The organism is Nocardioides sp. Bht2 (assembly GCF_047308515.1).
In the GTDB taxonomy this organism is placed as follows: Bacteria; Actinomycetota; Actinomycetes; order Propionibacteriales; family Nocardioidaceae; genus Nocardioides.
Map to the genome: position 1 here is coordinate 20,906 of NZ_JBLBWI010000019.1, position 13,161 is coordinate 34,066.

Annotated in this window: 14 protein-coding genes and 1 tRNA gene; 7 read left to right on the forward strand and 8 right to left on the reverse strand. The window is 67.6% G+C overall.

The genetic code is table 11. The features are described from left to right. The gene (locus ACLM5J_RS18200) at nt 1–366 is read left to right on the forward strand and encodes a hypothetical protein (protein ID WP_413657988.1); all 366 of its coding nucleotides are present in this window, start codon (nt 1–3) and stop codon (nt 364–366) included. 86 nt (nt 367–452) lie between these two features. Further along, nucleotides 453–526 (forward strand) — tRNA-Pro (locus ACLM5J_RS18205). Between the two features lie 261 nt (nt 527–787). On the opposite strand, the gene ACLM5J_RS18210 is transcribed toward ACLM5J_RS18205, so the two are convergent. The 4 genes from ACLM5J_RS18210 to ACLM5J_RS18225 form a co-directional block, all read right to left on the reverse strand. Next, entirely contained in the window at nt 788–1,336 is a 549-nt protein-coding gene (locus ACLM5J_RS18210; protein WP_413657990.1) for a YaeQ family protein, read from the reverse strand. A gap of 6 nt (nt 1,337–1,342) precedes the next feature. Further along, on the reverse strand, nt 1,343–1,999 hold the full coding sequence (locus ACLM5J_RS18215) for a DUF998 domain-containing protein (RefSeq protein WP_413657992.1): 657 nt from the start codon (nt 1,997–1,999) through the stop codon (nt 1,343–1,345). Between the two features lie 93 nt (nt 2,000–2,092). Next, nucleotides 2,093–3,250 (reverse strand): acyl-CoA dehydrogenase family protein, encoded by a 1,158-nt coding sequence (locus tag ACLM5J_RS18220; protein ID WP_413657994.1) that lies wholly within the window; start codon nt 3,248–3,250, stop codon nt 2,093–2,095. 2 nt (nt 3,251–3,252) lie between these two features. Further along, nucleotides 3,253–4,845, reverse strand: coding sequence for a long-chain-fatty-acid--CoA ligase (locus ACLM5J_RS18225; RefSeq protein ID WP_413657996.1), 1,593 nt, complete (start codon nt 4,843–4,845; stop codon nt 3,253–3,255). A 264-nt stretch (nt 4,846–5,109) separates the two neighbouring features. Between ACLM5J_RS18225 and ACLM5J_RS18230 the strand changes: the two genes are divergently transcribed. Next, on the forward strand, nt 5,110–6,021 hold the full coding sequence (locus ACLM5J_RS18230; RefSeq protein ID WP_413657998.1) for an alpha/beta fold hydrolase: 912 nt from the start codon (nt 5,110–5,112) through the stop codon (nt 6,019–6,021). Between the two features lie 145 nt (nt 6,022–6,166). Further along, nucleotides 6,167–7,687: an ABC transporter substrate-binding protein gene (locus ACLM5J_RS18235; protein WP_413658000.1), complete on the forward strand. Its 1,521-nt coding sequence runs from the start codon at nt 6,167–6,169 to the stop codon at nt 7,685–7,687. Nucleotides 7,688–7,788: 101 nt separating this feature from the next. On the opposite strand, the gene ACLM5J_RS18240 is transcribed toward ACLM5J_RS18235, so the two are convergent. After that, nucleotides 7,789–8,424, reverse strand: coding sequence for a TetR/AcrR family transcriptional regulator (locus ACLM5J_RS18240; protein WP_413658002.1), 636 nt, complete (start codon nt 8,422–8,424; stop codon nt 7,789–7,791). Nucleotides 8,425–8,599: 175 nt separating this feature from the next. Between ACLM5J_RS18240 and ACLM5J_RS18245 the strand changes: the two genes are divergently transcribed. After that, complete coding sequence (locus ACLM5J_RS18245) at nt 8,600–9,343, forward strand: hypothetical protein (protein WP_413658004.1); 744 nt, start codon at nt 8,600–8,602, stop codon at nt 9,341–9,343. A 91-nt stretch (nt 9,344–9,434) separates the two neighbouring features. Here ACLM5J_RS18245 and ACLM5J_RS18250 read toward each other — a convergent pair whose 3' ends face one another. Next, nucleotides 9,435–9,848, reverse strand: coding sequence for a hypothetical protein (locus ACLM5J_RS18250; protein WP_413658006.1), 414 nt, complete (start codon nt 9,846–9,848; stop codon nt 9,435–9,437). 191 nt (nt 9,849–10,039) lie between these two features. Here ACLM5J_RS18250 and ACLM5J_RS18255 point away from each other — a divergent pair, with 191 nt between their 5' ends. Further along, nucleotides 10,040–10,690 (forward strand): RNA polymerase sigma factor, encoded by a 651-nt coding sequence (locus ACLM5J_RS18255; RefSeq protein WP_413658008.1) that lies wholly within the window; start codon nt 10,040–10,042, stop codon nt 10,688–10,690. Beyond that, on the forward strand, nt 10,687–10,920 hold the full coding sequence (locus tag ACLM5J_RS18260; protein ID WP_413658010.1) for a hypothetical protein: 234 nt from the start codon (nt 10,687–10,689) through the stop codon (nt 10,918–10,920). The genes ACLM5J_RS18255 and ACLM5J_RS18260 overlap by 4 nt, the downstream gene beginning before the upstream one ends. Here the strand turns inward: ACLM5J_RS18260 and ACLM5J_RS18265 are convergent. Continuing rightward, complete coding sequence (locus ACLM5J_RS18265; RefSeq protein ID WP_413658012.1) at nt 10,889–11,599, reverse strand: type 1 glutamine amidotransferase domain-containing protein; 711 nt, start codon at nt 11,597–11,599, stop codon at nt 10,889–10,891. The two genes, ACLM5J_RS18260 and ACLM5J_RS18265, sit on opposite strands and share 32 nt — an antisense overlap. A 106-nt stretch (nt 11,600–11,705) precedes the next feature. Then, on the reverse strand, nt 11,706–13,082 hold the full coding sequence (locus ACLM5J_RS18270) for a TolB family protein (RefSeq protein WP_413658014.1): 1,377 nt from the start codon (nt 13,080–13,082) through the stop codon (nt 11,706–11,708). Between the last annotated feature and the right edge of the window lie 79 nt (nt 13,083–13,161).

Consider the following 13,161-nt stretch of genomic DNA (forward strand, 5'->3'; position numbering starts at 1 on the left):
ATGACTACGCCTACTCCGTACCCGGTGCCGTCCCACGAGCCCGTCCTGGCGGCGCCACGAGTCCGGCGTCGTTCGACCCTCGGCTGTGCTGGCCTTGCTCTCGGGTGGAGCGCCGTACTGTATCTGGTGGCGGCCCTGTGGTGGGTCGAGGCGTCGAACTCGGACAGCAGCACGGCGGCGATCGGGCTGCTCTTCGCGTTGGTGCTCGCGGTGCTGGCTACCGGGCCGGCCCTGCTCGCCGCCTTGGCCCTGGTGCTGTACGCGCGGTCCTCGCGGGCTGCCCATGCCTGGGCGGTCGCTGCACTGTGCGGGCATGGGTTCCTGCTAGGACTGGCCGCCATGATCTGGCTACCGTCGGTGTTCTGACACGCCAGAGCGACCCGATTGCGCCCAACCTCGACGGCTACGGTAATGTTCGGACCGCTTCGAGGGTCACAGATCCGCGGGGTGTTCGGGCTGTAGCGCAGCTTGGTAGCGCACTTGACTGGGGGTCAAGGGGTCGCAGGTTCAAATCCTGTCAGCCCGACCGAACGCAGGAGGCCAGAGATGGCCGATCGCCTGCGAATGAGGGCCCGGCGAACCACGGTTCGCCGGGCCTTCGGCATTCTTGCGGTGGCGAACCCGCGTCCACACGCTCACCACTTACCGGTTTCCGAACCGGTCGTGGCGATCACCTCCGGGCACCGGCTACTGCCGACGACCACCGGGTCCGCTGGTCCGTGGGCGCGCGACGTTCTGCTGACCGAAGTCGGGGAGGGGCAACTCGCTGGTGGAGCGGGCCGCACCGTTAACTGATCGGGTGATCCTGGACGGCTGATGAGAGAGGTATGCCGTTCAGCTCGAGGTAGAGCTGCCGCTCGGTGACCGTCAGAGTGAGTGCATTGCGGCGCTCGATCGCGGCCACCGCGTCCTCGATGAACCCGGGCTCGAAGCTGTGCAGGACGATCTCCTCGGCGCGATGGATCTTGGCGCCCGCCCACTGTGCCAGCACCTTGGTGTGGTCGCGGTGCGTGTAGATGGTCGTGCGCTCGGCCGCTTTGCTGCCCGCGTGAAGGCGCGCGGCGTCCGGCGCCCCGACCTCGATCCAGGCCAGCAGCTTCCCGCTCAGGTCGCGGACGAGAACCGCCGGGGCAGCGGCGGCAGAGATTCCCTCGCTGAACGTGATGCCCTCTTCGTATTCGAGGCAGTAGGCGAGCACACGCGTGGCGAGGTACGCGTCGGTCTCTGACGGATGCCTCGCCGCGCGAAGCGTGAACTGCTCGTAGACGCCGCGATCCGTGTCGGCCAACTCGATCTCGAACGTGTACATCGTTGCGCCGGCTGCCATGGGGGACATGCTTGCCTACTGCGCATGCCGACGTCGAACGGCCCCCTTGGTCGGCTGCGCTGAGCGGTCACGGGCGGCCGGTTCGCGTCGTGGCAGGGTCGTTGCAGCGAACGCCGCCAGCGCGACCAGGACGGGCCAGAGCGCGAGGCGTTCCAGGATGCCTGTCGCGGTGCCATCACCGGAGAAGACGAACGCCAGGGCAGCTGCCGCGACGAGAAACCCGGTAGCGGTGAGGACCGCGGCCAGCCGGGGCTGGCCCGGCCGTAGCCGCGTGCCGAGAACGAGCAGCGCGACCGGCTGGGCGACGAACAGCGGTGTCGCCGCGATCGCGTGCAGCGTGGCGCTCTGGTCGAGCGGAGCGAGGCCTGTTGCCACTGAGCTCAGCCCGGAGATCACCAGCAGGCTCCTCGCCCACGGTCCCAGAGCCCGGTGGAGGAGGGCGGCGCCGACGATCAGGAGGATGCCGAAGCCGACGAAGGAGCCGTTCATCAGCTCGTGCCGTGGTGAGCAGAAGGCCTCCGAACAGCCGACCTCACCGAGCCGGCTCACCGAGTCGGCGACGAAGCTGTAGCCGCCGGTGGTTGCCGCCGCGGCGACGATCTCGGTCGCCACGTAGGCAGGGCGGAGGAGGAGCGCGAGCGCACCCCAGAACACCAGCCGTCGTTCGCTCACCTGCACCGCCCGTGCCGGTCTCGGGTCTGGAGCATCAGGCCACGGTACGCGGTGGGGCCGTATCGACCTGGGCGAACCGTGGCCGCGGGGTCGCTACAGCCCCATGTCCTTGGCGATGATCATCTTCATCACCTCGGAGGTTCCGCCGTAGATCCGGTTCACCCGGTTGTCGGCGTAAAGGCGCGCGACGGGGTACTCGGTCATGTAGCCGTAGCCGCCGTGCAGTTGGAGGCACCTGTCGATCACCCGGGAGGCCGCCTCGGTGCAGAAGAGCTTCGCCGACGCCGCCTCGGCTGCGGTGAGGGTGCCGGCGTCGAGGGCCTCCAGCGCGCGGTCGGCGACGGCCTGGGCGGCGTCGACCTCGGCCTGGCAGGCGGCGAGCTCGAACTTCGTGTTCTGGAAGGTCACCAGGGCCTTGCCGAAGACCTCGCGCTGGCGCACGTAGTCGACCGTGAAAGCCACGGCCGCACGTGCCTGGGCGTAGGCGGCATAGGCGATGCTGAGGCGCTCCTTGGGGAGGTTGTCGCCGAGGTAGTGGAAGCCCCTGTGTTCGACGCCGAGGAGGTTGTCGCGCGGCACCCGGACGTCGTCGAAGGCGAGCTCGGCGGTGTCGGAGGCGAGCTGCCCGAGCTTGCTCAGCTTGCGCCCGACCGAGAATCCCGGGGTCGTGGTGTCGACGACCAGCAGCGAGATGCCGAAGCGGCGGTCCGTCTCGCTCGGCGGCGCGGTCCGCGCACAGACGATGATCCGGTCGGCCTGGGCGCCGCCGGTGATGAAGGTCTTGGCGCCGTTGAGTACGTAGTGGGTGCCAGTGTCGTCCAACCGCGCGGTCGTGGTCATCCCGGCGAGGTCGGAGCCGGTCCCGGGCTCGGACATGGCGATCGCATACATCGTCTCGCCGGTGACGAACTCGGGCAGCCACGCCTTCAGCTGCTCCGGAGTACCCAGTTGCAGCAGGTAGGGCAGGCAGAGAGCGACGTGGACGCCGGAGCTGCCCAGGATCACTCCGGCGCGCGCCGTCTCCTCGCACTCGATCGCCGCGAACTTGAACGAGTCGATCCCCGCCCCGCCGTGCTCCTCGGGCACCTCGATGCCGAACATGCCCAACTCGCCGAGCTTGCGGTACAGCGAACGCGGGACCGCGCCGGCCGCCATCCACTCGTCGTAGTGCGGCACCACCTCGGTCTCGATGAACTTACGCAACGTGAGCCGATAGGACTCGTGGTCCTCGTTGAAAACGTTCCGCTCCATGATCAGCTGTCCTTCCGGGAGGTGGTGGCCGACTCGGCCTTGATCGCACGCTTGAGGACCTTGCCGCTGGCGTTGCGGGGGAGGGCGTCCACGAACCTGACGTGCTTGGGTGACTTGAAGTTGGCCAGCCGACTCCGGCTCCACGCGATCAGCTCGTCCTCGCTGAGTCCGGCCCCCGGTGTCGTGACGACGACGGCCAGCGGCACCTCGCCCCACCGTTCGTCGGGTAGGCCGACGACGGCGCACTCGACGACGTCGGGGTGGCTCATCAGCAGGCTCTCCACCTCGGCGGGATAGACGTTCTCACCGCCCGAGATGATCATGTCCTTGAGCCGGTCCACGATGAAGAGGTAGCCCTCGTCGTCGAGGTGGCCGATGTCGCCGGTACGGAGCCACTCGCCGGCCAGCGACTGCTCGGTCGCCTCCGGGTTGCGCCAGTAGCCGAGCATACGGTGCGATCCTCGGATCCAGATCTCGCCGGGCTCACCGACGAGAGCGTCCTCGCCGACCAGGTGATCGACGATCCGCAGGTCCACACTCGGCAGCGGCCGCCCCGCGGAGCGGAGCAGGCGGGGCTCGGTCAGCCCGCGCTGGTGGTCCTGGTGGTCGAGGATGGTGACTCCGCCCGAGGACTCGGTCAGGCCGTAGCTCTGCACGAACCGGCACTCCAGCAGTGCGATGGCTTCACGCAACAGGGCGGGGGAGATCGGCGCGGCGCCGTAGATCACGTAGCGCAGTCGTGGCAGCACCCCGGGCGTCGCTTCGGGAAGCTCCAGCAGGCGCTGGATCACGGTCGGGACCACGATCGCGTGGGTCACCTGCTGGTCGCGCAGGGTGCTGAGCAACTCGGCTGGCGTGCCGGGGGTGAAGGCGAGGAGTTCGGCACCCACCAAGGTGGCGACCAGCGCGAGCCCGAGCCCGGAGATGTGGAAGAACGGGATCGGCGCCATCGTCACCGAGGTGTCGTCCAACTCCAGCAGGTTCTGCACAGCTGCGAGGGCCTGAGCGACGTTGTGCCCACTCAGCATGACGCCCTTGGGGTTCCCGGTGGTGCCCGAGGAGTACAGGATCAACGCTGGCTGGTCGCCGCTCGGATCCGCCTGCGGATCGAGGGCCGGCAGTTCACCGAGCCACGCATCGAGTGCCTCGGTCGCGGTCGAGACCACCAGGGGCGCGCCGGCGGCTGCCTCGGCAGCCGGAACGAGGTGCTGCTCGCCGGGGCCGACGAAGACCACGCGGGGGTCGGCGTCCTCGACGATCCAGGTGACCTCGCGCGGCGCCAGCAGAATGTTGACGGCGGTCGCGATGGCGCCGGCCTTCGCGGCGCCGTACAGCACGGCCAGGAACTCGGGGGAGTTGCGCGAGATGCAGGCGACCCGGTCACCGGGCTGCACGCCCGCGGCGACGAGTCCCTGCGCGATGCGCGAGGAGAGCTCATCGATCTGGCGGAACGTGGTGGCTCCGGCCGGCGTCCGCATCGCTACGCCGTCGGGCGTTGCGGCGGCGCGGGATCGGATGATGTCGGCGATCCGGGTCAGCGGTTGGCCGTCGGGGAGGCGGGAGATCAGGTGCGTGCTGGCGTCGGGGTGGGGCACGGTGTTCGGTCCGTTCGTCGGGATCGGGCACGAGCTTGCGCAGGGAGGAACGCCCGTCATGCAGGCGACCGAGATCCATTCCCTCCAGTCGGTATTATTGACCACGCGGCGCGAAATGTCTGCCCTCCTCGTGGCATTCCTCTAGCCCGGACGGCCGCGCCGGCCGCCCGCTCTGGCTCTGGCAGTTGCCGATCAGTCGCTGATCGAACCCGTGACAAGCCGGGGCGACGGTGGCAAGGTACGGACCAGTCGGTATGAAGCCCCGTGATCGAGGAGACCGGCAACTCGTTGATCATCCGGACCGGAGAGGTGTGCAGAGTGGTTCAGTTGGAGAACGGCCCGCGCAGGGTCGATGTCGGTGGCTACGAGTTGCACTGCGAGGTGCTGGGCGCCGGGGCGCCCCTGCTCATCGTGCATGGAGGCATGGGCTACGGACATCGGGGCTTCCGCCCCTGGCTCGACGCCCTTGGTGAACGTCGCACGCTGATCTATGTCGATCTCCCGGGCAACGGCGGCAGTGATACGCCGCTCGACTACGAGGAGTGGAGCGGGGTCGAGCAGCTCTCCGACTCGCTCCATCACCTGAAGGTGGGCCTCGGGGTCGAGAGCTGGAGCGTCTTCGGGCACTCGTTCGGCGGCTACGTCGTCCAGTCCTATGCGCTCGACCATCCCGGCGACCTCGCCGCGCTCGTCGTCTCGTGCTCGACGTCGGTGATGGATCACATGGACGAGTCGATGCGCCAGGCGCGTCTCGCGAGCCACAGCGACGAGCAGTTCCAGGCGATCCGCGACAACCTGCTGGCCCCCAAGGCGAGCGACGAGGAGTTCGACCGGATCACCGCCCAGGTGCGCTCGGCGTACTTCGCGGACCCTGATTTCCTGGGGCGTGACGTCCCGATGCCTGCCGGCGGCAGCGCCGCGGCCTTCAATGCCACGCTGCGGGTATGGGAGAACTCGGACCTCTCCGGGCGGATCGAGCGGATCGTGACGCCGACCCTGGTGCTCGGGGCTGCCCGCGACTGGACCTTCCCGGTGGCGGTCGGGGCGCGCCGTACCCATGGCTTGATCGCCGGGTCGACGTACCACGAGTTTGCGAACTCCGGTCATTTCCCTTATGTCGAAGAGAACGACGAGTTCATCTCGGTCGTCGCCGGATGGCTGGACGGCGCCGCATGACGGCTCGTCGATGACCGATGTGAGACGCATCTCATTTGTCCATTGACTCAATACCGGCTGGTCGGTATTTTGGCGGCGTCGTCTCGGAGACCCCGACAACCAGCAGCCCCAAGAGTTCGACACTCCGCAGGAAAGATGAGGAACCATGATCAATCGCAAGGGCAAGGGGATTCGCCGGCCAGCGGCCATCCTCGCCGCGGTCGGACTGACGTTCGCCGGCCTGACGGCATGTGGGAGCGACAGCTCCACGGCCAGCAGCGCCGACACCGTTCGGGTCGTCCTGGCAGCAGAACCCACCACGCTCGACCCGATCGCCGGGGCTCGCTCCGGACAGGTGGTCTGGGACACCGTCATCGAGCCCCTGGTGCCGACCAACCTCGACCTCGAGCCCACCAAGGACGGCCTCGTCACGGACTGGGAGCGGACCGACGACACCACCTGGACCTTCACGCTGCGTGAGGGCGTGACGTTCAGCAACGGTGAGCCGGCTGACGCCGAGGCTGCGGTCTTCGCGCTGACCAAGGTGCGCGACGAACCGTCCTCGATCCTGAAGTCGTTCTGGACCAACGCCGAGTCGTTCACCGCGCCGGACCCGACCACTCTGGTGATCAAGACGAAGGCTCCGCAGTACGACCTGGTCAACAACCTCGGCACCATCTACATGATTCCGCCGAAGTACTACGCCGAGAAGGGCCCCGAGGGCTTCTCGACCGCGCCGATCGGCACCGGCCCGTACGTGTTCGAGAGCCAGCGCGCCGGGCGTGACATGACCGTGGTCCGCAACGCGGACTACTGGGGCGACAAGGCTGAGACGGAGAAGATCGTCTTCAGTTGGTCCTCCGAGGCTTCGCAGCGGCTCGCGCTCCTGCGCAGCGGTAGCGCGGACATCGCCTACGACCTGCCGCCCGCGCAGCAGGAGGAGGCGAAGAACGCCAACCTGAAGGTGGTCGCCACGGAGTCGGCGATGAAGATCGTGAGCTTCCTGCAGACTGACAAGGCGCCCTTCAACGACCCGGACGTCGCCAAGGCGGCTGCACTCGCCGTCGACCGCGACCAGATCGTCGACGGCATCTTCTCCGGTGGCGCGGCTGCCGACGGTGGCCTGCTCAATGTGAAGCCGGGCGAGCAGCCCGATGAGGTCGTCAATCAGGACGTGGCCCAGGCCAAGAGCCTGATGAAGGGCCGTTCGGTGAAGGTGACGATCACCTACCCGGCTGGTCAGTACGTGAACATCGAAGAGGTTGCGCAGGCTGTCGGCGGCCAGCTCGAGGGCGTCGGGTTCAAGGTCAAGTACAACGCGATCGACTACGGCAGCCTGGTCACCCAGGTGGCCGGCGGCGAACTCGATGGGCTCTACCTCTTCGCCGCGGTGCCGAATGTCGCGGTGCCTTCCTTCTTCGTCAACGGGTTCGTCCGGTCCGCTTCGATCACGAAGAACTGCGGTTCGCCTGAGCTCGACGCGATGGCCGATGAGGCGGTTACCGCTGCCGACACGGAGGCTGCCGAGGCCGTCTACGACGAGATCAACCGGATCGCCGTCGTCGAGCGGAACTGCTACATCCCGCTCTACCGCATGGTCTACGCGATCGCCACGGCCAAGAACGTCTCCGGCCTTGTGTACAACCCGATCAACGCCACCGACTTCACCGGCGTCAAGGTCGGCTGACCCCTTCTCGGTAGCTCTTGCGAGCATCGGCCAGGTCGGCGCGGGCATCCCGCGCCGACCTGGTGCGTTCATCGGACGCCGAGACCCCTGGTCGGGTGGTTTCAGAGATCGCCGGCGGTGATCCGGGCCAGGAGCGCTGAGCCGGGGCGGGCGCCTTGTAGCGGTTTAGGGAGTTCCGCGCCTGCCTCCTTCTCCGAGGCGACGAACATCGCGCCCATCCAGTAGCTGAAGATCAGCATCGCCCTGGCGTAGCGGTCGGTTGCCGCATGGGGGTCGACGTTCGGGGCGTCGTCGTGAGTGGAGAGTTGGTGCAGTTTCTGCATCCACCGATGCATGACGTGGCCCGCGATGTCGCGGGAGCCGGAGCCGAGGTACTGCACCAGGGGGTGCGGCCGTTGGCCGGTCTGCTCGACCCGTTCGAGCCAGCCGTCGGCGCTCATCGCTTCCACTGCGGCTTCGACGGTGGCGACGACCGGTTCGCTCAATGGCCGCCGCATCACCTGGTCGATGAAGGCGTCCAGCCATTCGTCGAAGTAGGACAGCATGATCCCTGCCTTCGACTCGAAGTGCAGGTAGATCGTTCGCACTGCGATGTCGGCTTCGGCAGCGATCTCCTCGATGGAGGTGTTGTCGTATCCGCGCGCCGCGAACAGGGCGTCGGCTGCGGCGACGATCTTGCCCTTCGTCGCCTGCTTGCGGCGACCCTGTCGGGAGGTGGTCTCTCCTGCCGATGCCATGCCGGCACTCTAGACCAGTAGTAACCATTCATTAATGCATTCGTTGCACTAATGGTTCGAGTGCAACAATCCGGGCGGCGTCGGATCCGCCCTCCACAGACCGGGGTGCCGCTCGACCCACTGTTGAGCCCCCTGGGGTGGCCGTCGCCCCAGGTTCGCGAAAGGTACCGAGAACGTGAAACTGCATCTGGCCACCGTTGCCCTCGCCGTGGGCGGCATGCTGATCAGTGGCTGTGGCGAGGAGTCCGCAGACACGGCGTCGGATGCCGGATCACGGCCCGCGCTCGACGACGCGAAGGCGGTGATCGTCAGCTACCTCACTCACGGATTCGTGGGCGACACGAAGGCCTGCGCGTACGAGACCTCGACGTATGACGCTGCCCAGAACGCGGAGCTTGGCGCAGCCAGTTGCGAGGATCGGGTGGGTCCGATCAAGGAGATGCTCGTTGACGGAGCGCCGATCATCGACATCAGCAAGTCGGTGGTCACGGTCACCGCCGGTGAAGGGGGCAGCGCGATCGCCGCGTTGACCGACGGCTCGGACGGTTGGACCGGGAGTTTCCGGCTGATCGTGGAGGACGGTAGTTGGAAGATCGACGCTCAGCTCGATGACGACGGCGTCGTGATCGTGGACCAGGACGCAGAAGATAGCGCTAGCAGCGGACGTCCGGAACCCCGGACCGTCACCGAGCAGGAGGCGATCGCGTTCGAGGAGGCCTTCTGCCAGGTCAAGCCAGGGGTGACGCGCGCCAAGGTCGAGTCCTGGATGGGTGCTCCCGACGAGGAACTGGTCGATGACGACGGCCAGCCCGAGCTCAACTGGTACCTCAACCAGGACTCCTACACGGTCTGGCTGGGTAGCGACGACACGGTCGCCTTCTCCAGCAGCAGCACCCCGCGCGCAGAGGACGTCTGCTGATCCCGGCGGCTCTGAGCACGGATCCTGGGTAGGCGGAGGAGAAGGCTGAGGCGCAACTGCGTGGAAGCGCCGCAGCCATCGGAGACGAAGGTCAGGCGGTCTGCTTGTTGCGGTCGAAGGCGAGGACGGCGAGCGCTAGAGCACCGACCAACAGGCCGAAGTCGCGGAGCGCGACGTCGTAGTACTCGCCCATGGTGACGAGGTTGACGATGATGCCGGCCAACCAAGCAGCGACCAGGAGGGCGCCGTAGCGAGGGGTGATCGCCACGACCAGGCCAGCGACCACCTCGATGACGCCGACGATCATCATCGCCTGGTGAGCGTCGCCGGGAACGATGTCGTTGATCCAGGGCGCCAGGTAGTGGTCCCAGTCGGTCAGGATCTGGGCGAACTTGTCGAGGCCGAACGCGATCGGGGCGATGGTGAAGACGGTGCGTAGCAAGAAGAAGGCACGGTCGGCGCCGGTCGTTCCGATCAGCTGAGACGGAGTGGTGCTCGTCGTCATGGGGGTTCCTTTCGGGTCGGTGGCAGGCCACCCGACCGGTAGCCGCCTTCTCCCGTTGGTGTCGGCGTCCGGCGCGCTCTTACCCGTCGCCACCGAGGACCGCCGATTCGGCGGCACTGGGTAAGAAGTTGCCCGCGAGCGACACCAAAGGTCATGAAAGCCGAACCACTGCGCGCCACCACGGTGCGATCATGACCCTTATGGAGCCGGTGACCTCCGAGTTCGGCCAGTGCCCGGATGAACGGTGGGTGCAGGAGCTCACGGCTCCGGGGCCACCCGGTCATGCCGCCCAGCAGCGGCTCCATGACCTGCTGGTCCGCGCCACCCGGCACCAGGTGGCGCGGCTCCGTCACCAGTTGCCGGGAGCGGGTGCTGCGGAGCTGGAAGACCTCGCGCAGCAGGCGGCCGACGACGCGATGGTCGCGCTGCTCGGACGCCTCGACACCTTTGAAGGGCGGAGCAGGTTCAGCACCTGGGCCTACAAGTTCGGCATCCTGCACGCCGGCGTAGCGGTCAGGCGGCAGGCGTGGCGGCACCGGGAAGTGCCCTGGCATGACACGTTCGCACCGTCCGATCCGGGCAGCGGGCCGGAAGGCTTCCTGCAAGCGAACGAACTCCATCGGGCGGTTGAGGACGCGATCGCGACCCGACTGACGCCGCACCAGCGCCGGATCCTGCTGGCGTTGCTGGTCGACGACGTGCCTATCGACGTGTTGGCGGAACGGCTCACCACCAACCGCAACGCCCTGTACAAGACGCTGCACGACGCGCGTCAACGCCTCCGCGGCGCTCTGCAGGAGAGCGGCCACCTGGACCTGCGCTCCAACGGGAGGACCTCATGACCGCTGCGAAGCGACACCTCATCGACGGTCTCGTGGACAGGCTGCTCCTGGACACGACTCCGTACCTGTCCTGCGATGCCTGCTTCGACCTGCTGGACGGCTACGTCGAGGCCAAGGTCGCCGATCCGGAACACCGCGACGCCGCGCTGCAGGTCCACCTGCAGGGGTGTCCGGCCTGCGCCGAGGAGGCGGCAGCGCTTACCGAGTTGGTGCTGAGCCAGGAGGGGTGAGCGCGGCAACGACGGCGCGTGCCGTTGCCCGCGCAGATCCTGGGTTCTGCCCGGTGATCAGGTTGCCGTCGGCGACGACGTTCGAGACGAAAGGCAGTCGGGCCTTCGTGTAGTTCGCTCCCCGTTCCTTGGCGAGCTCCTCGGCGTTGTAGGGAACCAGGTCGGCGACCCGCGCGAGCCCTTCTTCGCGCCAGGAGAACCCGGTTATGCGCCGCTGGGCGATGAGGTAGCTACCGTCGGTGAGGGTGGTGTTGAGCAGGCCGCAGTAGCCGTGACATACCGAGGAGACGACGTCGCCGCGTTCGAAGATCTCGCGGGTGATCCGTTGCAGGCCGTCGTCGTTGAGGAAGTCGTACATGACGGCGTGCCCGCCGGTCAGGTAGATCGCGTCGTAGCGTGAGGAGTCGACCTCCGCGGTGCTTGCGGTGTCGTTGAGGAGCGCCATCTTCGTGGGATCGGCGCGCCACGCTTTCGCCGTCTTGTCGTCGTTGGGGAACTTCAGCGACCGCGGCTCCAACGGGACGGCGCCACCTGACGGGCTCGCGAGTTCTTGGTCGAAGTCGGCGTCGGCGAACACCTCCCAGGCATGGGTGAGCTCCGAGAGCCAGAGACCGGTGGGATGGGACGGGGCGTCGTAGTGAGCGACGTTGGTGACGACGTGGAGGATGCGTGCGGCCATCGTGGTGGACTCCCTCAGACAGGGCGGCGCACTCCAGGAGGAACGGCGCTCCTCTTCAGGATCGCGGAGAGTGGCCTGGGGTGTCGAGGGCTTCGGCCCTCGCGGATCAGCAGATGATCTTCTTCGTCTGCGCGGTCGCCTTGCGGTGCGCTTTGTTCCCTGTCCACGTCACCAGGACCCGGCAGGTTCCGTAGGCGGGACGCTTGAGCGAGACGTTGTAGGTCGAGATCGCCGAGGTGCGGGTGGTGGCGCGCCGGACCGTCGTCCACCTCTTGCCCTTCAACCTCTGTACCCGGACGCCGATCTTGGCGCCGGAGCGTCCCGGCATCAGCCCGCCCGTGATCCGCAGCCGGTTCGACTCCTGGCGCTGGGAGACGGTGATGCTGGACCACCGTCCGCCCGGCGCACACGAGCTGGTGCAGGTCCGTGCCCAGGAGGTCACCTCCTCGTCGTAGGCGCCCGGAAGCCGTGGCGTGCTGGGGCCCCAGCCGTACCAGGAGTCGACCACCCAGATGTCCTGGCCGGTCGTGGCGGAGGCGGAACTGTTGATCGCGGAGACGGCGACCCTGGTCCCGTCCGGCGACCAGGCCGGGGCGTACAGCCCGAGCTCAGCCGGTGTCTGCGAACTCAGCGGCATCGGCGTTCCCGGTGGCAGGGCGCTGCCGATCGCGTAGAGCCGGGGCGCCGTCTGGTTGAACGACCCACCGGTGAAGGCGATCCGGCCGCCGTTCGGCTCCCAGGTGTGTTCGAGCACGGTGAGTGCACCGCTGTTGGTGCTGTCGTAGAGGGTCTTGCTGATGCCGGTCCTGACATCCAGCAGCGCCAGCCCGGTCTGGGCACCTGCTGAGGTCGGGGTCCACGCGATGGTGTTGGCGGACGCCGGTGACCACTTCGGGCTGTTGGCGTAGGCGCAGTCGCAGTTGGTGACCCGACGCAGGTTCTTCCCGTTCGCGTCGACCACCCAGATGTCTTTACGGATGCTGGTGTCGTACCCGACGAAGGCGAGTCGCTTCCCGTCAGGGGACCAGGTGGGGTTCTTCGCCTCGGTGATCTGCTTACGTCCGGCGAGGACGTTGGTACGTCCGGACCCGTCCATCCCGATCACATAGAGCCCGGCGGGGGAGAGCCGGGAGTCGCGTCCCACGGTGAACGCGATCCGGTTGCCGGCCACGTTGGTGGCAGCGCTGTAGGGGTAGAGGTCCGGGTCGGCGGTGACCTGGCGTTGGCGGGTGCCGTCGGAGCGCATGGTCCAGATCTGGTACTTCCAGCCACCGAGTCCGACGTTGGAGCTCCACCCCTTGAGGTAGACCAGGGTGCCCGGGATCAGCGGATCGGCGGCCCTGGCCGGTGCGCTCTCCGAGGGGGCCCCGGCCTGCGGTGCCGCGACCGCCGCGCCCGCCGTCGTGCCGACCAGTGCGATCGTCGTCGCGGCCACCAGGGCTCGCCGTGGGCGGAGCGCTCGGGCCAGGGAGAACAGCTGCATCGGGAACCTCGCTCCAACCGTGGGCCAGTTGATGAAATTCCCGGGAGTCTATGGCGGAGCGGCGGGAGGTAGTGGGCTT

Bases quoted from the DNA above. Each gene is read 5' to 3' on its own strand.
- ACLM5J_RS18250 (WP_413658006.1), bottom strand. From the start codon at position 9,848: ATGACGACGAGCACCACTCCGTCTCAGCTGATCGGAACGACCGGCGCC.
- ACLM5J_RS18265 (WP_413658012.1), bottom strand. From the start codon at position 11,599: ATGGCCGCACGCATCCTCCACGTCGTCACCAACGTCGCTCACTACGAC.
- ACLM5J_RS18220 (WP_413657994.1), bottom strand. From the start codon at position 3,250: ATGGAGCGGAACGTTTTCAACGAGGACCACGAGTCCTATCGGCTCACG.
- ACLM5J_RS18210 (WP_413657990.1), bottom strand. From the start codon at position 1,336: ATGTCCCCCATGGCAGCCGGCGCAACGATGTACACGTTCGAGATCGAG.
- ACLM5J_RS18240 (WP_413658002.1), bottom strand. From the start codon at position 8,424: ATGGCATCGGCAGGAGAGACCACCTCCCGACAGGGTCGCCGCAAGCAG.
- ACLM5J_RS18270 (WP_413658014.1), bottom strand. From the start codon at position 13,082: ATGCAGCTGTTCTCCCTGGCCCGAGCGCTCCGCCCACGGCGAGCCCTG.
- ACLM5J_RS18235 (WP_413658000.1), top strand. From the start codon at position 6,167: ATGATCAATCGCAAGGGCAAGGGGATTCGCCGGCCAGCGGCCATCCTC.
- ACLM5J_RS18255 (WP_413658008.1), top strand. From the start codon at position 10,040: ATGACCCTTATGGAGCCGGTGACCTCCGAGTTCGGCCAGTGCCCGGAT.
- ACLM5J_RS18200 (WP_413657988.1), top strand. From the start codon at position 1: ATGACTACGCCTACTCCGTACCCGGTGCCGTCCCACGAGCCCGTCCTG.
- ACLM5J_RS18260 (WP_413658010.1), top strand. From the start codon at position 10,687: ATGACCGCTGCGAAGCGACACCTCATCGACGGTCTCGTGGACAGGCTG.